The sequence below is a fragment of the Microbacterium sp. RURRCA19A genome (genome assembly GCF_900156455.1).
Classification (GTDB): domain Bacteria; phylum Actinomycetota; class Actinomycetes; order Actinomycetales; family Microbacteriaceae; genus Microbacterium.
The window spans coordinates 577,797-598,763 of the sequence record NZ_FTNQ01000002.1; the positions used below are offsets into that span (position 1 = coordinate 577,797).

Consider the following 20,967-nt stretch of genomic DNA (forward strand, 5'->3'; position numbering starts at 1 on the left):
TCAGTCTAGGAAGGCCACCTGCACGGGAGCGGAATGCGTTGCTGCGGCCTCGGTCGTGCGGCCTATGGAGTCGGCCGGCACCCCGGCGAGCGGAGCCGCGACGCCCGTTCCGAGCAACGCGATCGAGCGGTGCTTGACCTCGAGCGGCAGTCCCCCGGTGTCCATGCCGAAGTCGATCCGATCGATCTCGAGCGTCCGCGCGAGATCCTCCACCCGCTCACGCACGGTGTCGGCAGCCCCGATGAGATTCAGGCTGTGGTCGATCGACTGCTCGAAGCTCGCGCGGGTCGGCACCGGGAAGCCGCGTTCGACGCTGAGCTTCGACATCCGCTCGAAGTAGGGACCCCATGCCTGGTCGCGGGCTTCGCGGTCGGTGTCGGCGAGGTGGCCCGTGAGGGAGAGGCCGATGAGCGGCCGCGGGTGCCCGAACTGCTCGAGCGCGCGATCGAACAGATCGATGTACTGCGCGATGCGCTGCGGCGTCATGCCGAGTCCGGCGAGCATCAGGTTGAAGCCGTAGGCCGCGGCGCGGACGACGGACTGAGGGTTGCCCCCCACGCCGACCCAGGTCGTCAGCCCTCCCGGGGTGTCCGAGTGGGGGAAGACCCGCGCATCTCGGGGGACGGCACCGGGTAGTCGACTCGGTGGTGTTCCCCGATCGTGAACGCGTGCAGTCCCACGCGCTCGGCGAGGACGGCGGCCTCCACCGTCTGACGGAGGGTCTCCCCGTGGGACTGCGGTACGCCGTCGCGGACGGGCACCTCGGCGAAGGTCTGCAGACCGATGAGCATCAGCTCGTTCCTCTCTCGTCTACGGATGCGGTGATCGGGTCAGGCGATCACGAGGAACCCGAGGACCGCGCTGACGGCGCTGAGCACCGCGAGCACGATGGGCGGGACGGGGTTCTCCTTGCGGCGCACGTGGACCACGACGGCGCCGACCATGACGATCAGCAGGCCGACCGCGGACAGGGGCGTCAGGACGGGGGCGATGCCCGTCAGGAGCGGGAGGATCAGGCCGATGGCGCCGATCGCTTCGACGGCACCGATGGCCTTGACGGATCCGGCCGAGAAGTCATCGGCCCATCCCATCCCGGACGAGACGAGAGCGGTGCGGGGCCGAGTGATCTTCATGAGCCCCGCGCCGAGGAAGGCGAGGGCGAGGAGGCCGTTGAGGATCCAGAGGGCGATGATCATGATGCTTCTCTTTCCGGTGTCACGCGGCGGCGCGGAGCGGGGCGAGAGCCGCGGCCCACGCCTCGACCTGGGCGAACTGGGTCTGCAGGTTGCCGAGGCTGTACTCGCTCGGAGTGAAGGTGACGTTCTCGGGGCCGCGCGACCAGTCGAACTCGGTCATGAGCGACAGCGTCACCTGCTGGCGCACGTCGGCGAGCTGCAGTTCGCCGGCGATCAGACGCAGGTGCTCGGCGGCGCGGACGCCGCCGGCGCCCCCGTAGCTGACGATGCCCAGCGCCTTGTTGTTCCACTCCTTGGCGAGGTAGTCGATGGCGTTCTTGAGCACGCCCGAGGTGGAGTGGTTGTACTCGGGGGTGACGAAGATGTAGCCGTCGAACTCGGCGATCTTCGCGGCCCACTGCCGGGTGTGCTCGTGCTGGTAGATGCCGAACGAGGCCGAGACGGGCTCGTCGAGGTGGGGCAGCGGGTAGTCCTTGAGGTCGACGAGTTCATAGGTCGCCTCGGTGCGGGCGGCCGCGTGCTCGAGCACCCAGTTCGCGACTGCTTCGCCGTTGCGGCCGGGGCGCGTGCTGCCGAGGATGACGCCGATCTTGATGGTCATGGGGGCTCCTTCTGAGGTCCGGCGGATGCCGGAAGTTGATGTGTCCATCATCTCGAAGGAAGTTGATGTATCAAATATTCCCCGCTCATCCGAAAAGAGTTCGCGCGCGTCACCGCTACGCTGGGCACGCGCGTCGCCCGAGGAGCAGTCCATGCCGAAACACCGTCTGAATCCCCGTGAAGAGGCAGCGTGGCGCGGATTCAACGAGATGCGCACGCTGCTGGTCGCCCGGGTCTCCCGCGACCTCCTGACCCAGTCCGGCCTCACCGAGGCCGACTACAGCGTGCTGCTCGCCGTCGTCGAATCGCCCGGCCGTGTCATCCACTCCAAGGCCCTCCTCCGCAGGCTGCAGTGGGAACCCAGCAGGCTCTCCCACCAGCTCACGCGGATGGAGTCGCGCGGGACGATCAGCCGCACGCGGTCCGAGGCGGACGCGCGCAGCTTCGAGGTCGCCCTGACCGACGCGGGACTACGCGCCATCCGCGAGGCCACCCCGGAGCACTTCGCGGCGGTGCGCCGCTGGTTCGTGGAGGTTCTCACCGACGCGCAGCTGGACTCTCTGGCCGAGATCGCCCAGGCCGTCGCCCGCCACGTCGCCGCCGTCGACGCGGAGGAGGCCTCCGCCTGCGACGGCGAGGAGGCCTCCGCCTGCGACAGCGAGGAGGCCTCCGCCTGCGACAGCGACTGATCCACAGGCTCCGCCCGCTCACGGCCCCGGCATCCCGCGCGAACTAGCATGAACCGGTGACCACGCCCCCTCTCTCGGCCGAGCAGCAGGCGCTGTTCCGCCTGATCGAGGACACGCGCGAGCACGTCTTCGTCACCGGGCGCGCGGGCACCGGCAAGTCCACGCTCCTGCAGCACCTGGCGTACAACACGAAGAAGCAGATCGCGGTGTGCGCGCCGACGGGCGTCGCCGCCCTCAACGTCGAGGGACAGACGATCCACTCGCTGTTCCGTCTGCCCATCGGGCTCATCGCGAACGGCGACATCGACCAGAACGACGCGACCCGCAAGCTCCTCAACGCGATCGACACCCTCGTGATCGACGAGATCTCGATGGTGAACGCCGACCTCATGGATGCCATCGACCGCTCGCTCCGCCAGGCCCGCGGTCGCCGCTCCGAGCCGTTCGGGGGGACGCAGATCGTGATGTTCGGCGATCCCTATCAGCTCGCGCCCGTTCCGCCGCGGGGCGACGAGGCGCGCTACATCCGCGATCACTACCGCTCGTTCTGGTTCTTCGACGCCAAGGTGTGGTCGGGTGAAGCGGCGACCGACGGCCTCATCGACATCGGTCGGCACGGCGCTGACCTGCACGTGAACGAGCTCGTCGAGATCCACCGGCAGTCCGACCCGGGCTTCAAGACGTTGCTGAATGCGGTGCGGTACGGGCGGGTCACGGCCGAGATGGCCGGCATCCTGAACACGGCCGGCGCGCGCACTCCGCCACACCCCGCCGACGGCGAGCACCCGATCATCACGCTGGCGACCCGCAACGACCGTGTCAACGAGATCAACCGACGGCACCTCGAAGAACTCGTCGGCCGAACGCAGACGGCGAACGCCGAGATCTCGGGCGACTTCGGACGCGGTGAGGGGAACTACCCGGCCGAGCCGGCGTTGACGCTCAAGATCGGCGCGCAGGTGATGTTCCTCCGCAACGACTCGGCCCAGTTCGGCGAGGCCTCGCGGTGGGTCAACGGCACGATCGGCACGGTCACCCGGATCGCGGGCGACAGTGTGCGCGTCGAGGTCGACGGGATCGAGCACGACGTCGAACCCGCCGTCTGGGAGCGATACCGCTACGCCTACGACCCCGGCACGAAGAACCTCTCGCGCGAGATCGTGGCGGAGTTCACGCAGTTCCCGCTCCGGTTGGCGTGGGCGGTGACGATCCACAAGTCGCAGGGCAAGACCTACGATCGCGCCGTCGTCGATCTCGGGGCCGGGGCCTTCGCGCCCGGACAGACCTACGTCGCCCTGAGCCGACTGACCTCGCTCGACGGCCTGTACCTCTCCCGACCGCTGCGCCCGAGTGACATCCGCGTCGACGAGGACGTCCGGCGGTTCATGAAGCAGGCGTGGCTCGGCCGGCAGTAGGCGGCGCAGGCCTGACGGTCGGCCGCGCGGGTGCGATGCCTGCGCGCCGGCGGAGGGGGCGGGGTCCCGGCAATCGAGATGCAGACGTGACTCCGCGACGGTGCAAGCCGACGCTCCGTGTGTTCGGCGTGTGTTTGAATTCTTCGAGCGCCGCTTCGTCGTGCGCGGAATCATCCGGGGGTGGACATGCGGGGTTGGCGCCGATCAGTGGCCGTCGTGGTCGCGGGAGCCAGCATCATCGCCGTCACCCTGACAGGGTGCACGCCCGACACGTCGGTGCCCGTCGACGTTCCCGAGCAGGCGCAGGGGGCGCTCCCCGACGACACCGTCACGCAGCTCCGGGATGCCGTGACCTCGGCGATGGCGATCACCGGCTCGACCGGCGCGATCGTGGGGGTCTGGGCGCCGTGGAGCGGTTCGTGGGTCTCGGGTCTCGGTACTCAGGGCCCGGGCGGAGCCGAGGTCACCGCCGACATGGGCTTCCGCGCGGCCGACGTGACGCGCGCGATGACGTGCGACATCGTCTACGAGCTCGCCGCCGACGGCACGCTCTCGCTCGACGACCCCGTGACGAAGTGGGTGAGCGGCCTCCCCGGGTTCGACGACATCACCCTCGGCCAGCTGTGCAACGGAACCTCGGGTCTCGGCGGCTACCAGTCGTACCTCTCGAACCAGGTGCTGAGCAATCCCGACCGAGCCTGGAACGCCCGTGAGCTCATGGCGTACGGCATCGCCAGCCCCCGTCAGAACGCTCCGGGCGCGGCGTACGCCAACGCCGACACGAACTACCTCCTCGCGGGCATGGCCGTCGAACGCGCCACGGGCGAGTCGCTCTCCCAGTTGATCGCCGAGCGCGTCGCGCGCCCGCTCGGACTCGACGCGACCTCGCTGCCGGGGGCCGCAGCCGCGGCGCCCTCCGACGATCCGCTCAACGGCTACTGGTCGCGGCCGGGGGCCGACGGTGCGTGGAACTGCACCGACCCCGGCGACTACACCGTCACCTCGGCGAGCTTCGGTGTGGGCGACTCGGGGATCGTGACCGACATCACCGACCTCGGCCGCTACGCGCAGGCCCTCGCCACCGGTGCGCTGCTGCCGCAGGACAACAACCGCTTCGCCTCCCCGTTGCCCGTGAGCGGCGACGCCCCGACCTGGTTCACCGCCACCGGCGCCGCGTACCAGGCCGGTTCGCTCATCGGGCAGTTCGGCTCCGTCCCCGGCTACATCGTGGGCGCGTTCGCCGACCCCTCGACGGGCATGTCGGTCGCCGTGGTGCTGAACAACTCGGGAGCGAACGAGAACGCCGGTGCGTGGCTCGCGTGGGAGCTCGCGGCGATCGCGTCGAAGGCCCCCGCCGCCGAAGGCCGCACGGTGCCCGAGGCGGGCCTGCCGTGGACGGCCCAGCAGATGCGCGACAACCTCGGCACCATCGCCATCTGCCCTCCCGCGCAGTGATCCGCCGCGTGGTCGCGCGATGACCGCGCGCACGGGTCGCGGATCCGCGGCGGCGCTGGTCCTCGTCGGTCTCGCCTGCCAGGAGGTCGGGGCCTCGTTCGCGGTCATGCTGTTCCCGGACACCGGGCCGCTCGGCATCGTCATGCTTCGTCTGGTCTTCTCGGCCCTGCTGCTGCTCGCGATCGCGCGGCCCCGGCTGCGCGGGCACACGGCGGGCGCGTGGCGTTCGGTCGTGTGGTTCGGTGTGGTGCTGGCATCCATGAACGGGCTGTTCTACCTCGCCCTGCAGCGACTTCCGCTCGGCGTCACCGTCACGATCGAGGTGCTGGGGCCCCTCACGCTCTCGATCCTCACCGCGACGGGCCTCGCTCGGTGGCTGTGGGCCGGTCTCGCGCTCGCGGGCGTCGTCGCACTCGGCGCGGGCGGGTGGGACCGTCTCGACGCGCTCGGCGTCGTGTTCGCCCTGGCCGCAGCCGTGAGTTGGGCGCTGTACATCCTCGCCTCGGCGCGGGTCGGGCGGGAGTTCCCGCGGCTGGACGGTCTCGCGCTGGCCATGACGGTCGGCGCCGTGATCGCCCTGCCCTTCGGGATCGCGCAGGCCGGCGCCGTGCTGCTCCAGCCGGGCATCCTGGCACTGGGGGCGGCGGTCGCCCTGCTGTCGTCGACCGTTCCCTACGCGCTCGAGCTCATCGCGTTGCGGCGCCTCCCGGCATCCGCCTTCGCGATCATGATGAGTCTCGGCCCCGCGACGGCGTCGCTCGCGGGCTTCCTCCTGCTCGGTCAGCACCTGTCGTGGCTCGAGATCGCGGGTATCGCCCTCGTCATCGCGGCGAGCATCGGCGCCGTGACCGCGGCATCCCGGCGCCCTGCCGTCGAACCCGTCGGCTGAGGAACGGATGCCAGGTCGCGGCGCCCCGCGCCAGCGGCATCCGCCGTCCATCTTCGGGAGGTAGAACGGACGCATGCCCATCATCGACAGCGCCGTGTACGTCGACGGCCACCGCATCGAGAACCCGTCGAGCCTGGACCAGACGTTCGAGTACATGGAGGCCCACGGCGGCATGGCCTGGATCGGTCTGCTGCGCCCGTCTCCCGAGGAGCTCGAGCGCGTCGCGGCCGAATTCTCGCTGCACCCGCTGGCGGTCGAGGACGCCCTCGCCGGGCACCAGCGGTCCAAGCTCGAACGCTACGGCGACAATCTCTTCGCCGTCCTGCGACCGGCGCGCTACGACGATGCGACCGAGACGGTGGACTTCGGTGAGCTGCACGTCTTCGTCGGCTCCGACTACGTCGTCACGGTGCGGCAGGCGGAGGTGCCCGACCTCTCGCGGGTGCGCCGGCGTCTCGAGGGGCAGCCGGAGCTGCTCGCGCGGGGTCCGGAGGCGGTGCTGTACGCCATCCTCGACGAGGTCGTCGACCAGTACGACCCCGTCGCGGCGGGGCTGCAGAACGACGTCGACGAGATCGAGGACCAGCTCTTCGGCGCCGGCGACGCCGAGCTGACGCAGCGCATCTACGAGCTCGCACGCGAGGTGATCCACTTCCAGCGGGCGACCGAGCCGTTGCGCGACATGCTGCAGGCGCTGCTGCGCGGGGCCGACAAGTACGGGGTCGAGATCGAGCTGCAGCGGTCGCTCCGCGATGTCCTCGACCACGTCCTGCGCCAGTGCGACAAGCTGGCATCCCTCCGAGCGATCCTCGACAACGCCCTCACCGTCAACGCCACTCTCGTCACGCAGCGGCAGACCGAGACGTCGCTCGAGCAGAACGAACAGGTCAAGAAGATCTCGGGCTGGGCGGCGATCCTCTTCGGCCCGTCGCTGGTGGGCGCGATCTACGGCATGAACTTCAAGAACATGCCCGAACTCGACTGGACTCTGGGCTACCCGATGGCCCTGGCATTGATGGCGGCGACGTCCTTCGGGCTGTGGCTGACCTTCAAACGCAAGCACTGGCTCTGAGAACGCACGGCGCGCTTCGCCTCGGAGCGGGCCGGGGTGCCGATGATGGACGGGTGACTGACACCACTCCTTCGGGCTCGGGCGGCGCTGCCGAGCCGATCACCACCTCGACCGTGCACCTCGAGGACGAGGGATACCACAAGCGATTGAGTTCGCGTCAGGTGCAGATGATCGCGATCGGCGGCGCGATCGGCACCGGTCTGTTCCTCGGCGCCGGTGGCCGCCTCGCACAGGCGGGTCCGGCGATCGTGCTGTCCTACGCCGTCTGCGGGCTCTTCGCGTTCTTCATCCTCCGCGCGCTCGGCGAGCTGGTGCTGCACCGCCCCACCTCGGGCTCGTTCGTCTCGTACGCGCGCGAGTTCTTCGGCGAGAAGGCCGCGTTCGTGTCCGGCTGGTTCTACTGGATCAACTGGGCCACGACGACGATGGTCGACATCACCGCGGCCGCGCTGTACATGAACTTCTTCGGCAAGTACGTTCCGTGGATCGGCGCCGTGCCGCAGTGGGTGTGGGCGCTCGCCGCCCTGGTCACCGTGCTCGCCGTCAACCTCGTGTCGGTGAAGGTCTTCGGCGAGCTGGAGTTCTGGTTCGCCCTCATCAAGGTCACGGCCCTGGTGGCGTTCCTGCTGGTGGGCATCTACTTCGTCGTCTTCGGCACGCCCACCGGAGCCCCCGTCGGGTTCTCGCTCATCGCCGACAACGGCGGCTTCTTCCCCAACGGCATCCTGCCCGCGATCATCCTCATGCAGGGCGTCGTGTTCGCGTACGCCTCGATCGAACTGATCGGCACGGCCGCCGGCGAGACGAAGAACCCCGAGAAGGTCATGCCGCGCGCGATCAACTCGGTCATCATCCGCGTCGCGGTGTTCTACGTCGGCTCGGTGCTGCTGCTCTCGCTGCTGCTGCCGTTCACGGCCTACTCGAAGGACGAGAGCCCGTTCGTCACATTCTTCGCGTCGATCGGCGTGCCGGGCGTCGACGTCATCATGAACCTCGTCGTGCTGACCGCCGCGCTGTCGTCGCTGAACGCGGGGCTCTACTCCACGGGGCGCATCCTGCGGTCGATGGCGGTCGCCGGCTCGGCGCCCAAGTTCGCGGCCCGCATGAACAAGGCGGGTGTGCCGTACGGCGGCATCGCGATCACCGCGTTCGTGGCCCTCTTCGGCGTCGTCATCAATTTCGTGGCTCCCAGCGACGCGTTCGAGACCGTCCTGAACGTCGCCGCCGTCGGCATCCTGGTCACGTGGGCGACCATCATGCTCTGCCAGATGAAGTTCCAGCGCCTCACCGACCGCGGCGAGCTGGAGCGCCCGAAATTCCGGCTGTTCTGGGCTCCGTACACGGGGTATCTGACGCTGGCGTTCCTGGCGATCGTGCTCGTGCTGGTGTTCGTGGACTCGCCCGCGACCGCGCTCGTCGCGCTGGTGGCATCCATCTGCATCGTGATCGGGTGGTTCGCGTGCCGCAAGCGCATCGCGGAGCTCGCCGAGGAGCGCGAGGGCTACACGGGTTCGGTGCCGGTGGTCCCCTCCCCGTTCTCGAAGGAGTAGGCCGCAGTCGCGCTCAGGACTGCGGCCAGCCGGTGTACGCCTCGGCCAGGTACGCGCGGCCGTGGTCCGACTCCACCACCGAGCGCAGCTCGCCGAGCTGGCGGCGGCGGTCGAAGTCGGTGGCATCCGGGGCGACGTGCAGCAGGCTCGTCATCCACCACGAGAAGTGCTGCGCCTTCCAGATGCGGTGCAGCGCCCGCTCGGGGTACGTCTCGAGCGGGCGCGCGTCGCCGTCGAGGAGCAGCGCGCCCAGCGCGTCGGCCAGCAGCCGTACGTCGGCGATCGCGAGATTCATGCCCTTCGCGCCGGTGGGCGGCACGGTGTGGGCGGCGTCGCCGACGAGCGCGACCCGGCCGCGGAGCAGTTCGTGCGCGACGAAGCTCCGGAACCGCAGCACGTCGCGTTGGAAGATCGGCCCTTCCTTCAGCGTCGTTCCCGGCACGCGCTTCTGCAGCTCGTCCCACAGCTGCGCCTCCGAGTACGCCGCGGTGTCGGTCTCGGGGTCGCACTGGAAGTACATCCGCTGCACGCTCGCCGACCGCTGGCTGATGAGCGCGAAGCCGTCGGGGGAGTTGCTGTAGATCAGCTCGTCCGAGCTCGGCGGCGCCTCGCACAGGATGCCGAACCACGCGAACGGGTACTCGCGGAAGTAGCCGCCGGTGCTCGAGCCCGTCACCGCGGCGCGGGCGACGCTGCGCGACCCGTCGGATCCGACGACGAACTCCGCCTCGATCTCGAACGGCTGCCCGTCGGCGTCCCGCGCGATGACGCGCGGGCGGTCGGTCTCGGCATCCTGGACGCTCTCCGCGGTGACGCCGAACCGCAGGTCCTGCCCGGCGGCGAGGCGCGCGGCGATGAGGTCTTTCAGCACCTCGTGCTGCGGGTACAGCCATACCGCGCGGCCGACGAGCGACGGGAAGTCGATGCGGTGCCCCTCGCCGGCGAAACGCAACTCGATGCCGTCGTGGCGGTTCCCCACGGTGCGCACGCGCGACGCGTCGCCGAGGGTGTCGAGAAGCTCGACCGTGCCCTGCTCCAGGATGCCGGCGCGGATCGTGCTCTCGATCTCGTCGCGCGAGCGCTGGTCGATGACGACCGAGGGGATGCCGACGGCATCCAGGAGGTGCGAGAGGAGGAGCCCGGCGGGGCCGGCGCCGACGATCGCGACACGGGTGCGGACGGTGGGGGTCATGGCGTCTCCTTCGACGGTGCTGTCGTCATGCTGCCCGCCGACGCGACCCTCCACCGCCCCTCTCTCATTGAACGGGATGCCATGCGGCATCCGCCCCGATGACTTCGGGGAACCGTTCGTCGGGGAGGCCCCCGCGCGTACATAAGGCCAAAGTCAGCGAGAGCGGGGCGGGGCGGGGTGGGGCCTGGGCGCGCGGCGCGGGAGATGTTGACTTGGCAGAAACGTACGCCGGGACGCGACGCCCGCGTACGTTTCCCCGAAGTCAACGAAACGTCGGGGCGAGGGGAGGAGGGGGCTCAGCGGCGGTAGCCGAGGGCGCGCTCGGTGTCGCGGGCGGCGCGGTGCAGCTCGCCGAGGGCGAACTGCGTCTCGGCGTCGCGCGGCAGCACCACTGAGAGCGCCGCGATCACGGCGCCCGTCTCATCGCGCACCGGCACCGCGACACCCGTGGACACCTCGTCGACGTAGCCGGGCGCGATGACGCGGCCGAGGCTGCGGATCTCCGCGAGCGTGCGCCGCAGCGCGGCCGGGTCGACGATCGTCGCGGGAGTGACGGCCGCGAGCGGGCCGGCGAGGACTCGCTCCTGCAAATCGTGCGGCGCGAACGCCAGCAGCACCAGGCCCGACGACGAGGCGTGCAGGGGTAGGCGCCCCGCGACGCGGGTGACGTTCGCCCCCGAGCCGGGTGCGCTCAGGCGCTCGAGGAACAGGGCCTCGTCCTGCTCGAGGATCGCCAGCTGCGTGTGCTCGCGCACGCGCACCTGCACGCGCTCCATGAACGGCAGGGCGGCCTGGCGCAACCGCAGCGCGTGCGAGGAGCGGGTCGCCAGCTCCCACAGGCGCATGCCCACCCGAACGCGTCGCTCCTCGTCGCGTTCGAGGAGGCCGGCATCCACCAGTTCGTTCACGATGCGGTGCGCGGACGAGCTCGGCAGGTCGGCGCGGCGGCCGATCTCCGCGGTCGTCTGCGCGGTGCGCGTGGGCGTGAACGTCTCGAGGATGCGTACCAGGCGGTCGGTCACCGAGTCGCCCGAGGGGGAGTTGGCCATGGACTGAGGATGCCACGACTCCCATTCAGCGGGAACGCACTGGCGCACGAATCGGGGCATGCCGGAACATGGACCGGTCGAAGGAGACCCGATGTCCCGCACCCCCGCCGCCGCCCCTGAATCGCTCCTCGCCGCCCCGGATCAGGCGACGCAGGCCGAGATCACCCGCGAGATCCAGGCCGCGCACGCCGCCCTCGACGCCCGCGAGGCCGCGGGCGAGACGGTGCCCGCGACCGCCTACGACTTCCCCGCGTACCGGTCGAGCGTGCTCCGCCATCCCACGAAGAACCCGAAGCTCGTCGACCCCGAGACCATCGAGCTGTTCTCGCCGGCGTTCGGCCAGCGCGACGTCGCCGCGATCGAGTCCGACCTCACGCTGCAGCACGCCGGAGAGCCGCTCGGCGAGCGCATGACGGTGCGGGGCCGCCTGCTCGACTCGTGGGGGCGGCCGCTCGCGAACCAGCTCATCGAGATCTGGCAGGCCAACTCCGCCGGGCGCTACATCCACCAGCGCGACCAGCACCCCGCCCCGCTCGACCCCAACTTCACCGGTGCCGGTCGCGCGGTCACGAACGACGCGGGCGAGTACGCGTTCACGACGATCAAGCCGGGTCCGTACCCGTGGAAGAACCACCGGAACGCCTGGCGTCCCGCCCACATCCATTTCTCGGTGTTCGGCACGTCGTTCACGCAGCGTCTCGTGACGCAGATGTACTTCCCCGGCGACCCGCTGTTCGCGCTCGATCCGATCTACAACAGCATCCACCGGCAGAAGGACCGGGACGCCCTCGTCGGCGTCTACGACCACGACCTCACCTCGCCCGAGTGGGCGACCGGCTACCGCTTCGACATCGTCGTCGACGGCCCCGACCAGACGTACTTCGAGCAGGAGGGCGACGAGTGATGAGCACCCCCGCCAAGACCCACCGCCCCACCCCCGGTCAGACGGTCGGGCCGTTCTTCGCGTACGGCCTGGAGTTCCCGAAGCAGCACGAGGTCGCCTTCCCGCACTCGCCCGGCGCGATCGTGCTCGGCGGCACGGTGTACGACGGGGCGGGCGCCCCGATCCCCGACGCGCTGGTGGAGATCTTCGGGGCGGATGCCGACGGCTCGGTGCCCCGCGCGCGCGGCGCGTTCCGCCGCGACGACCACACGTTCACCGGCTTCGGCCGCGCGTTCACGAACGACGAGGGGCATTTCGAGTTCTGGACGCGCGAGCCCGGCGGCATCCGTGGCTCGGCGGCGTTCTACGCGGCGATCGTGTTCGCGCGCGGCCTGCCGAACAAGCTGCACACGCGTATCTACGTGCCCGGCGACGACGCGGCGCTCGCGGCCGACCCGCTGCTGTCCTCGCTCGACGCGGAGGAGCGCGCTAGCCTCGTGGCGACGCGAACGCCCGACGGACACCTCCATCACGACATCCGGTTGCAGGGCGAGAAGGAGACGGTCTTCCTTGCCTTCTGACCCCCTCGACGCCGGTCTCCTCTCGCCGGCGACCGTCGGTCACGACAGCCTCGTCTCGGATCGGGCGTATCTCGACGCGCTCGTGCGCGCGGAGTGCGCGCTCGTCGCGGCCTACGCGGCGCGGGGGATCGCACCGCGCGAGGCGACCGTCGCTGTCGACCATGCGTTCGGCCTGGATGAGAAGTACGGGCGTCCTTCGCTGCGACTCGACCTCGACGCGCTCGCCGCGGCGGCGGTCGCCGGCGGCAATCCGGTCATCCCGCTCGTCGGCGCGCTGAAGGCCGAGGTGCCCGCGGAGCACGCCAACTGGATTCACCGAGGTGCGACCAGCCAGGACATCCTGGACACCGCCACGATGATCGTCGCCCGCGCCGCAGTCGCGCAGATGCGCGCGTCGCTCACGCACGCCGCCCAGTGGCTGCGCGCGCTCGCCGAGGCCCACGCCGACACCGTCGCCGCGGCCCGCACTCTGACGCAGCACGCCGTGCCGACGACGGTCGGTGCCCGGGCCGCGGCGTGGGAGCGCGGCATCCGTCGCGCGGTCGACCGGCTCGACGCGCTGGCCTTCCCCGCGCAGCTCGGCGGGGCGGCCGGCACGCTGGCGTCGTTCGTCGAGATCACGGGATCGGTGGATGCCGCTGCCGCCCTGCCCGCGGCCTACGCCGAGGCGGCGGGGCTCGACGTGCCCGACGCGCCGTGGCACGTCACGCGCTGGCCGGTGACCGAGCTGGGCGACGCACTGGCACAGGCGATCGACGCGCTCGGCGCGTTCGCCGCCGACGTCGCGACCCTCAGTCGCACCGAGATCGCGGAAGTGTCCGAGGGAACCGGCGGCGGCTCGTCCGCGATGCCGCAGAAGCAGAACCCGGCCGAGGCGGTGCTCATCCGTTCCGCTGCTCTTCGCGCGCCGCAGCTGGCCGCGACGCTGCACCTGGCATCCGCTCTCGCGGTCGACGAGCGCCCCGACGGCGCCTGGCACGCCGAGTGGCCGACGCTCCGCGAACTGCTGCGTCTCGCGCTGGGGGCGTCGTGGCACGCGTCGTCGCTCGCGGCGCACCTGCGCGTGGACACGGATGCCGTGGCCCGGAACCTCGCGCTCACCGGCGGCCGGATCGTCAGCGAACGTCTGCGGGGGATCCTCGTGCCGCTGATCGGCGCGGACCGCTTCGCGGCGCTCATCGGCGGCGACGGCGACCTCGGGGACGCGCTGCGCGCGCTTCCGGAGACCCGCGACCTCGACCTCGACGCCCTGCTCGACCCCGCGGCGTACGTCGGGCTCGCGCCGCGCCTGGCCCGGGGCGGGGCCGGCGCCGGCGCGGGGGCCGGGGACGGCGCCGAGACCGCACCCGATCGCCGAGACCGCACGGGATCGGATGCCAACGGATACGGGGTGGACGAATGAGTGCGGTTTCGCTGATCTCGCTGACGGCGCCCGTCGGTCCCGCCGACGCGCCGCTCGTCGTGCTGGGGCCGTCGCTCGGCACCTCGACGATCCTGTGGGAGGACGTCGTCCCGCTGCTGGCCGGCGACTACCGCGTCGCGGCGTGGGACCTCCCCGGGCACGGCGCGGGTCCGGTGGCGACCGGCCCGTTCACGGTCGCCGACCTCGCCGACGCCGTCGCCGCGGCCGTCCCCGACGAGACGTTCCTCTACGCCGGGGTCTCGCTCGGCGGGGCGACCGGCCTCGAGCTGGCGCTGCGCCACGGCCCCCGGCTGCGGGCCGCCGCGATCGTGGCATCCGGGGCGAAGCTCGGCGACCCGGAGTCGTGGACCGCCCGCGCCGCGCAGGCGCGCACGCAGAGCACCTCCAGCCTCATCATCGGCTCGGCGCAGCGGTGGTTCGCGCCCGACTCGATGGCCCGGCGTCCCGAGCTCAGCGGCGTCCTGCTGCACGTGCTGCAGGACGCCGACGACGAGAGCTACGCCCGCTGCTGCGAAGCGCTCGCGGCGTACGACGTGCGCTCCTCGCTCGGACGGATCGACGTGCCGGTGCTCGCCGCGTGGGGGCGGTTCGACGCCGTCGCGCCCGAGGAGAAGGCCGTCGAGATCGCCGGCGGCGTCGCGCGAGGGCGCGCGGTGCGCATCGACGACGCCGGCCACCTGCCGCCCGCCGAGCAGCCCGAGGCCGTCGCCGCGCTGCTGCGCGAGTTCTTCGCATCCGTCTCGGGAGAGGACGCCTGATGGCCACCGACCAGGAACGCTACGACCAGGGCATGACCGTGCGGCGCGAGGTGCTGTCGGACGCGCACGTGGACCGTGCGACGGCCGCCGCGACCGACCTCACCGCCGACTGGCAGGACTTCATCACGCGCGTGGCCTGGGGCGACGTGTGGTCACGGCCCGGGCTGGACCGCCGTTCGCGCTCGGTCGCCGTGCTGTCGTCGCTGATCGCCCACGGCCACCACGAGGAGCTGGCGATGCACCTGCGCGCGGCGATCCGCAACGGCCTGACGATCGACGAGATCCGCGAGGTCATCCTGCAGTCCGCGATCTACTCCGGCGTCCCCGCCGCGAACACCGCGTTCCGCATCGCGTCCGAGGTGTTCGCCGAAGACGCGTGAGCGGTCATTTAGCCTGTCTTCCGTTGAGGGCACTCCGCCGGTGATTCTCATAGGCTGTCGCTCATGTCGCAACAGGGTCCGAAACAGCGCCGGAAGGCGCTCGCGGACGCCAGGCGGGCGCTCGATGCGGAGCTCAGCCGGGAAGAGGGCGATTTTGAGCCACCCGACCGCGCCGAGTGCGACCAGAAGGAGTGGCATCAAGCTGTCGACGATAGTGCGACAGTTCGAGTATCGATATGGATATGGCGCCACGGGGGTAGGTTGGTCGACTTTGTCATGCGGGTCGAGTCGGGCCGGTGGGACCAACCAGATAGCTGGGTAGAGCGTGCTCGTGTCGACTGTCGGGGCGGGCGTTGTCATCTTCACCCACCGGGTGATCTTGACCGGCACGAGCCGATTCTGAGGCTTGATTCGATTGATGATGTCGAAAATGCTTACGCGCTGGCTAACAGCGTCGTGTCAGATGTTGCCGTTATGATTCGAGACAGGAGGTCGTGACCATGGCTGCCATGTCTGAACTCGATAAGTTCCGGAACTCGATCAACTTCAATCTCGCTCTGGGAGAGCTCTCCCACGAAGATCTGCCCGTTGTTGACAACGACGGCAAGCATCCTGTTGTTGCCGCTCTGGTCGGCGAAGATCTGCCAGTGCTTCTCCGGCGTGTGCGGAACGTCGGCGGCTACGCAAATGTGTTCGTATCTGACGGTGCGACGGTTCGCATGCTCGCATTTATCGACGCTTCCTGCGCCATTGGCGCTTCGGACGCCGAAGACCTGGCGACGGATGGCTCTCGTCCTAGTGCGGATGCAACGGTTGGCATGTTCTTGGAGTACCTCGCCCTCAAGCCCAATGGGGTTCGTCTGCCTGCTCAGCTCGAGGACGATCGCCCTTTCATCCCGGCGCCTAAGGAAATCCACTTCGCTCAGGTCTAAGGCGTGCAACTCCAGGTGAGATTGCGACAACCGCGGTGACGCCCGTCAGGGGTCACGCATCTGTGATGGGGCCCGTGCTGATGCTCTGATCGCGCGCCCGACGGCGGCTCGACGTTGCCAAGGCATCCCCGCCTGACGTGCGGTTGACGGCCTCTGCGTACAGCGCGAGGCGCCGCGGCAGGCGACTCACACGGCCTGATGCGGGGGATCAGGAACGCTTATGTCTGAATGAGGCATAAGCGGGTAGCGTCGAAAGCACACCACAGAGAGTGAGCGACGATGCTTCTCGAAAGAGACCTCATCCAGTCCGTCGGATTCCGCAACGTCCGAGAGGGCGACGAGATCACCGGCTTCCAGTTCCGCGTCCGGATGCCGTCGTACCGCGGCATGGCCGCCTCCCTCATCGACGGGATCGGCGTACGCATCCCCGGGCTCGTGGACGTCGCCCCCGACGTGCCGCTGTGGACGCTGCAGGGGACGCAGTACACGCTCGCCGAGCTGTGGGACGGCGACGGGGTGCGCTGGCCCCTCGAGGATGCCGCGGTCATCACGGTGCCGCTGGCCGGTGGCCTCCCCGACGGCGTGCACGAGCTCTCGATCGAGCTGCGCCTGCGCATGTCGTACATCCCGCAGGAGCACCAGCCGAGCACCTACCGCGTCACGAAGCACGTGACGCTCGCGCCCGAGGCATCCGGAGCTCCGTTCCGATACGGCGTCTCGCTGTACAGCTACATGAGCGACTTCGGCACCGTCATGGACCTCGAGACCGCGATGGCCTCGATCGCCGACCTCGGCGCGACGGGGATCGAGATCCTCGGCGAGGCGCACATCCCGAACTACCCGAACCCGTCCGACGAGTGGGTCGACCAGTGGTTCGCGCTGCTGCGGAAGTATGGCCTGGAGCCGACGAACTACGGATCGTGGATCGACACGCGCCTGCACTCCAGCGGCCCGAACGCCCGCGACATGACGGTCGAGGAGGGCGCGGCCGCCCTGCAGCGTGACCTGCGCCTCGCGAAGCGCCTCGGCTTCCGGTTCGTGCGGCCCAAGATCGGAGTCGTCTCCAGCGACCTCATCCCGCACCCGATCTGGACCGAGGCCGTCGAGGCCTCCCTCCCTCTCGCCGAAGAGCTCGACGTCATCATCTGCCCCGAGATCCACTCGCCGACCCCCATCAAGCACGAGGTCGTCGACGACTACATCGCGCTCATCCGTCGCACCGGCACGAAGCACTTCGGACTGCTGCTGGACACCGGGATCTTCCAGGATCGCCCGATCCCGCTGAAGCCCGGCGAGCTGCCGGGCCAGCGCCCGGCGTTCCTCGACGGCATCCACGTCGACCCCGCCGACGTGTTCGACGTGATCGAGAACGTCGTCTTCATCCAGGCGAAGTTCCACGACATCGACGAGGAGCTCGACGACAAGCAGATCCCCTGGGAGCCCGTGCTCCGCGCGCTGAAGGACGCCGGCTACACCGGGTACCTCTCGAGCGAGTACGAGGGCGAGCGCGAACCCTGGCGCTCGATCGAGCAGGTGCGTCGGCAGCACTCGCTCATCCGCCAGATCGCCGACCGCATCTAAGGACCACGACATGCCCAACGGACTGATCCACGACGACAGCCTCCGCCCGCACCCGGACGGGCTCGCGCTGCGCCTCACGATCCCCTGGTACCGCAGTCTGTGGCTGTCGTCGGTGACGACGCTCGCCCTCACCGTCGACGGGAAACAGGTGGATGCCGACGACCTCCGCGTCGAGTTCGGTGACACCGCGTTCCGCCTCGACGAGCTGCCCGAGCAGAGCGAGCGGCTGTGGTTCCTGCAGGAGCATCCGCTGCTCATCGCCCGGCGCCCCGCGCCCGTCGCCCTCGGCGAGACCCACGACGTCGTGCTGCACGGCGAGCTGCGCCTGCCGTACATGCAGATCGCGCCGGGGCAGGACGGCGGACCCGGGATGTACGTGCCGAACGTCGTGCACGACGTGAAGACGCTGACGGTCGTCGACGCGGATGCCGAGATCCCGGCGCTCGTGTCGGACGTCACGCCCCCGCCGCCCGCGGCCGAGGAGGACCCGTTCCAGCTCGGGCTCACGCTCTACTCCGCGAGCGCGGAGTTCCGCGCCGGATACTTCGACTTCGACGGCCTGCTCGACCGGGTCGCGGAGCTGGGGATCGGCCCGGGCATCGAGATCGTGGCATCCCAGATGGTCCCCACCTACCCCGTCGTCGGCGACGACTTCGTGCGGACCTGGCGTGCGGCGTTCGACCGGCACGGCTTCGTGGAGAGCTCGTTCGGGGCCAACCTCGACATGGGTCGCCGGCGCGACCGCGACATGACGCCCGACGAGGAGTTCGCGTTCTCGAAGCTCATGTTCGAGGGGGCGAAGAAGCTCGGGTTCCCGCTCGTGCGCATCCAGTCGGCCAAACCCGACCTGCTGCGTCGGCTCCTGCCGATCGCCGAGGACCTCGAGCTGAAGCTCGCGTACGAGATCCATGCGCCCATGGGCCCGAACGCCGAACCGATCCTGCGCGTGCGAGAGACCTACGCCGAACTCGACTCGCCGCTGCTCGGCTTCGTCGCCGACTTCTCCTCGACGATGCACGCGATGTCGCCGACGCTGCTGCGGGCCGTCCGCCGCGCGGGCCTCGACGACGAGGCGGTCCAGCGACTCCAGGACATCTGGGCGACGGATGCCACGATGCAGGCGCGCCAGCAGGAGTTCCTCGGCTACCTCCGCGGTCGTGACTTCGATCCCGGGCGCCTGGGATCGTTCGCGCACCTCGCTTTCAACATGCACGGACACGTCGACCCGCGCGAGTGGGCCGACATCATGCCGCAGATCCTGCACGTGCACGCGAAGTTCTACGACATCGACGACCAGGGCCAGGAACCCGCGATCGACTACCCCGAGCTCGTGCGCGTGTTCGTCGAGGGCGGCTACCGCGGCTTCTGGTCGAGCGAGTGGGAGGGCCACGCCTTCGCCGAGCTGGGCGAGGTCGACCCGCTGCTGCTCGTGCGGCGCCAGCACGACCTCATCCGCGCCTCGATGCGGGCGGTGCCGGTGGGTTGACCGGCACTACGCGCCGCGTAGTCCTTGTCGCAGCGGCGCGATCCTCTCAAGAATCTACTAAATGTCCTAATGTGGGATTGAAGTTAGTAAATTTAGTAGATTGAGGAGCAGGATGAGATCGTTCGTCGACCTCGACCGTTTCATCGGATCCGTGCCCTTCGACGTCGTCGCCTCGCTCCGAGCGGTCGACACCGGCCGGGGGAGTGAAGCGCTCTATCGTGACAAGCTCCCTGCTCTCCTCACCTCCCTCGCGGAGCGTGCCCGCGTGGCCAGCATCGAAGCATCGTCCGCGATAGAAGGCGTCGTGGTGTCGGACCGAGCGAGAGCGGACGCCATTCTCGGCGGTGAGGTCACCGGTTTGCGTGACCGCAGCGAGCAGGAGCTCGCCGGCTACCGGGAAGCGCTCGACTACCTGTACCAGGAGTCCTGGCGGCCGCTGAACATCGGCCTCCTCCTGCACCTCCACCGGCTGCTGTTCCGGTACACGGACATGCCGGGCGGGGTGCTCAAGACCACGGAGAACCTCGTCATCGACCGCCACGCGGACGGCAGCACGACCACCCGTTTCACCCCCGTCGCGCCGACCGAGACACCGTCCTACCTCGAAGAGCTGATCGCGCGGTACCGCGGCGCGATCGATGCCGACCGGCATCATCCGATACTGCTCATCGGCCTGTTCGTTCTCGATCTGCTCACCATTCACCCGTTCGGAGATGGCAACGGGCGCATCACGAGAGCCCTCACGAACGCCCTCCTCCAGGATGCGGGCTACGACGTCACGCGCTACGTCTCGCTCGAGGACCGCATCGCCCGGACTGCCGATGCCTATTACGCCGGCCTGTTGGCCTCGACCCACGGCTGGCACACCGGTGAGCACGACCCTTGGCCATGGCTGCGCTACTTCGTCATCGTCGTGCGCGACTCCTACGAACAGTTTGCCGCGATCACCGCCGCGAGCCGGTCGACGGGGAGCAAGCAGGACCGCGTCCGCGACTACGTCACCAACCATGCCGCCCCGACCTTCCGCATGGCGGACATCCGCGCGGCCTTGCCGGGCGTCAGCGATCAGACGATCCGTCTCGCTCTCGACCAGCTCCGAGTCGCGGGGAGCGTGCAATCGGACGGCGCCGGACGCTCCGCCACCTGGACTCGAATCGGCGGGTGACCCGTCGAGCAGCCCTGTGCGGGGCGCTGCTGCCGTCAGTCCGCCGCGATCGTCAGGTACACCGTGCGCGCGAGACGGTCGAGAAGGTCCGGCCAGGCATAGGTGTCGTGCGGGCTCGCGGTCGCCGTCACGCCGAGGCCGAGATAGCGCACGCACAGGCTGTAGAAGATCTCGAACGCCCAGGTGGCGCTCTGCGTCGACAGCGCGACGCCCTGTTCCGAGGCGGCCGCGAGCAGCGCGCGGACGAAGATCGCCTGCCCGCCATCACCGGACACGCGCCCACGCGCGAGGATCTCGGCATCCTCCACCCCCAGGAGGAAGAACGGGGAGAGCAGGTCGCGGTTCTCCCGTAGGACCTGCGCGTAGGCGGTGACGATCTCGGCCGTCGCGGTGGCGAGGGACGCGGCGCCCACGCCGGCGGCGCCCACGCGCTCCTCGGTCTCGGAGTCGAGGCGGTCGAATTCCTGAGCCTGGACGACCCGCAGCAGATCCGCTTTGCCGGAAACCCGACCGTAGATCGAGCCGATGGACACCTCGGCCCGGGCGCTGACCTCCGCGAGCGAGAACTGGCCCGTTCCACGTTCGTGGAGGAGATCGAGCACGGCGGCGCGCACCTTGGCGAAGGAGTCGCGGCTGCGCTGCTGCTTGGGTTCCGAAAGGCCGCTCATCGA

Annotated in this window: 22 protein-coding genes; 15 read left to right on the top strand and 7 right to left on the bottom strand. The window is 69.8% G+C overall.

Translation table 11 applies throughout. The features are described from left to right. From BW982_RS10640 to BW982_RS10655, 4 genes are read right to left on the bottom strand one after another with little or no spacing between them, the layout of a single operon-like run. Entirely contained in the window at positions 1-558 is a 558-nt protein-coding gene (locus BW982_RS10640) for an LLM class flavin-dependent oxidoreductase (RefSeq protein WP_076493052.1), read from the bottom strand. A gap of 14 nt (positions 559-572) precedes the next feature. After that, a complete protein-coding gene (locus BW982_RS10645; protein ID WP_076493054.1) occupies positions 573-791 on the bottom strand; it encodes an LLM class flavin-dependent oxidoreductase in 219 nt (72 codons plus the stop codon). A 39-nt stretch (positions 792-830) separates the two neighbouring features. Then, on the bottom strand, positions 831-1,196 hold the full coding sequence (locus BW982_RS10650) for a DoxX family protein (protein ID WP_076493056.1): 366 nt from the start codon (positions 1,194-1,196) through the stop codon (positions 831-833). 19 nt (positions 1,197-1,215) lie between these two features. Then, positions 1,216-1,797 (bottom strand): NADPH-dependent FMN reductase, encoded by a 582-nt coding sequence (locus BW982_RS10655; RefSeq protein ID WP_076493057.1) that lies wholly within the window; start codon positions 1,795-1,797, stop codon positions 1,216-1,218. A gap of 151 nt (positions 1,798-1,948) precedes the next feature. Here BW982_RS10655 and BW982_RS10660 point away from each other — a divergent pair, with 151 nt between their 5' ends. The 6 genes from BW982_RS10660 to BW982_RS10685 all read left to right on the top strand — a co-directional run bounded on the left by BW982_RS10660 (position 1,949) and on the right by BW982_RS10685 (position 8,866). Then, positions 1,949-2,485, top strand: a complete 537-nt coding sequence (locus BW982_RS10660; protein WP_076493059.1) for a MarR family winged helix-turn-helix transcriptional regulator — start codon at positions 1,949-1,951, stop codon at positions 2,483-2,485. Between the two features lie 56 nt (positions 2,486-2,541). Then, positions 2,542-3,900, top strand: coding sequence for an ATP-dependent DNA helicase (locus tag BW982_RS10665; protein ID WP_076493060.1), 1,359 nt, complete (start codon positions 2,542-2,544; stop codon positions 3,898-3,900). A gap of 186 nt (positions 3,901-4,086) precedes the next feature. Continuing rightward, positions 4,087-5,355, top strand: coding sequence for a serine hydrolase domain-containing protein (locus BW982_RS10670; RefSeq protein WP_076493685.1), 1,269 nt, complete (start codon positions 4,087-4,089; stop codon positions 5,353-5,355). Positions 5,356-5,374: 19 nt separating this feature from the next. Beyond that, entirely contained in the window at positions 5,375-6,244 is an 870-nt protein-coding gene (locus BW982_RS10675; RefSeq protein ID WP_076493062.1) for an EamA family transporter, read from the top strand. A 73-nt stretch (positions 6,245-6,317) separates the two neighbouring features. Continuing rightward, positions 6,318-7,316 carry a magnesium/cobalt transporter CorA gene (corA, locus tag BW982_RS10680; protein WP_076493063.1) on the top strand — a complete coding sequence of 333 codons (999 nt, stop codon included), beginning with the start codon at positions 6,318-6,320 and terminating at the stop codon, positions 7,314-7,316. 53 nt (positions 7,317-7,369) lie between these two features. Further along, positions 7,370-8,866, top strand: a complete 1,497-nt coding sequence (locus tag BW982_RS10685; protein ID WP_076493065.1) for an amino acid permease — start codon at positions 7,370-7,372, stop codon at positions 8,864-8,866. A gap of 13 nt (positions 8,867-8,879) precedes the next feature. Here the strand turns inward: BW982_RS10685 and BW982_RS10690 are convergent, their stop codons facing one another. After that, positions 8,880-10,058 carry a 4-hydroxybenzoate 3-monooxygenase gene (locus BW982_RS10690; RefSeq protein WP_076493687.1) on the bottom strand — a complete coding sequence of 393 codons (1,179 nt, stop codon included), beginning with the start codon at positions 10,056-10,058 and terminating at the stop codon, positions 8,880-8,882. Positions 10,059-10,354: 296 nt separating this feature from the next. Continuing rightward, on the bottom strand, positions 10,355-11,107 hold the full coding sequence (locus tag BW982_RS10695) for an IclR family transcriptional regulator (protein ID WP_076493066.1): 753 nt from the start codon (positions 11,105-11,107) through the stop codon (positions 10,355-10,357). A 91-nt stretch (positions 11,108-11,198) separates the two neighbouring features. On the opposite strand from BW982_RS10695, the gene pcaH reads away from it, so the two are divergent. From pcaH to BW982_RS10740, 9 genes are all read left to right on the top strand, one after another. Next, on the top strand, positions 11,199-12,011 hold the full coding sequence (gene pcaH, locus BW982_RS10700) for a protocatechuate 3,4-dioxygenase subunit beta (RefSeq protein ID WP_139327412.1): 813 nt from the start codon (positions 11,199-11,201) through the stop codon (positions 12,009-12,011). After that, positions 12,011-12,571, top strand: coding sequence for a protocatechuate 3,4-dioxygenase subunit alpha (gene pcaG / locus BW982_RS10705; protein WP_076493069.1), 561 nt, complete (start codon positions 12,011-12,013; stop codon positions 12,569-12,571). The genes pcaH and pcaG overlap by 1 nt, the downstream gene beginning before the upstream one ends. Further along, positions 12,561-13,973, top strand: coding sequence for a lyase family protein (locus BW982_RS10710; RefSeq protein WP_076493071.1), 1,413 nt, complete (start codon positions 12,561-12,563; stop codon positions 13,971-13,973). Before pcaG ends, BW982_RS10710 begins: the two co-directional genes overlap by 11 nt. Then, positions 13,970-14,752, top strand: a complete 783-nt coding sequence (locus BW982_RS10715; protein ID WP_076493072.1) for an alpha/beta fold hydrolase — start codon at positions 13,970-13,972, stop codon at positions 14,750-14,752. Before BW982_RS10710 ends, BW982_RS10715 begins: the two co-directional genes overlap by 4 nt. Continuing rightward, entirely contained in the window at positions 14,752-15,132 is a 381-nt protein-coding gene (gene pcaC, locus BW982_RS10720; protein ID WP_076493074.1) for a 4-carboxymuconolactone decarboxylase, read from the top strand. Before BW982_RS10715 ends, pcaC begins: the two co-directional genes overlap by 1 nt. A 509-nt stretch (positions 15,133-15,641) precedes the next feature. After that, positions 15,642-16,064, top strand: coding sequence for a hypothetical protein (locus BW982_RS10725; protein ID WP_139327413.1), 423 nt, complete (start codon positions 15,642-15,644; stop codon positions 16,062-16,064). Positions 16,065-16,343: 279 nt separating this feature from the next. After that, positions 16,344-17,645, top strand: coding sequence for a C-glycoside deglycosidase beta subunit domain-containing protein (locus tag BW982_RS10730; protein WP_076493077.1), 1,302 nt, complete (start codon positions 16,344-16,346; stop codon positions 17,643-17,645). Positions 17,646-17,655: 10 nt separating this feature from the next. Continuing rightward, entirely contained in the window at positions 17,656-19,131 is a 1,476-nt protein-coding gene (locus BW982_RS10735; protein ID WP_076493078.1) for a C-glycoside deglycosidase beta subunit domain-containing protein, read from the top strand. Positions 19,132-19,243: 112 nt separating this feature from the next. Continuing rightward, positions 19,244-20,296, top strand: coding sequence for a Fic family protein (locus BW982_RS10740; protein ID WP_076493080.1), 1,053 nt, complete (start codon positions 19,244-19,246; stop codon positions 20,294-20,296). Between the two features lie 35 nt (positions 20,297-20,331). On the opposite strand, the gene BW982_RS10745 is transcribed toward BW982_RS10740, so the two are convergent. Then, positions 20,332-20,964: a TetR/AcrR family transcriptional regulator gene (locus tag BW982_RS10745; protein WP_076493082.1), complete on the bottom strand. Its 633-nt coding sequence runs from the start codon at positions 20,962-20,964 to the stop codon at positions 20,332-20,334. Positions 20,965-20,967 lie beyond the last annotated feature (3 nt).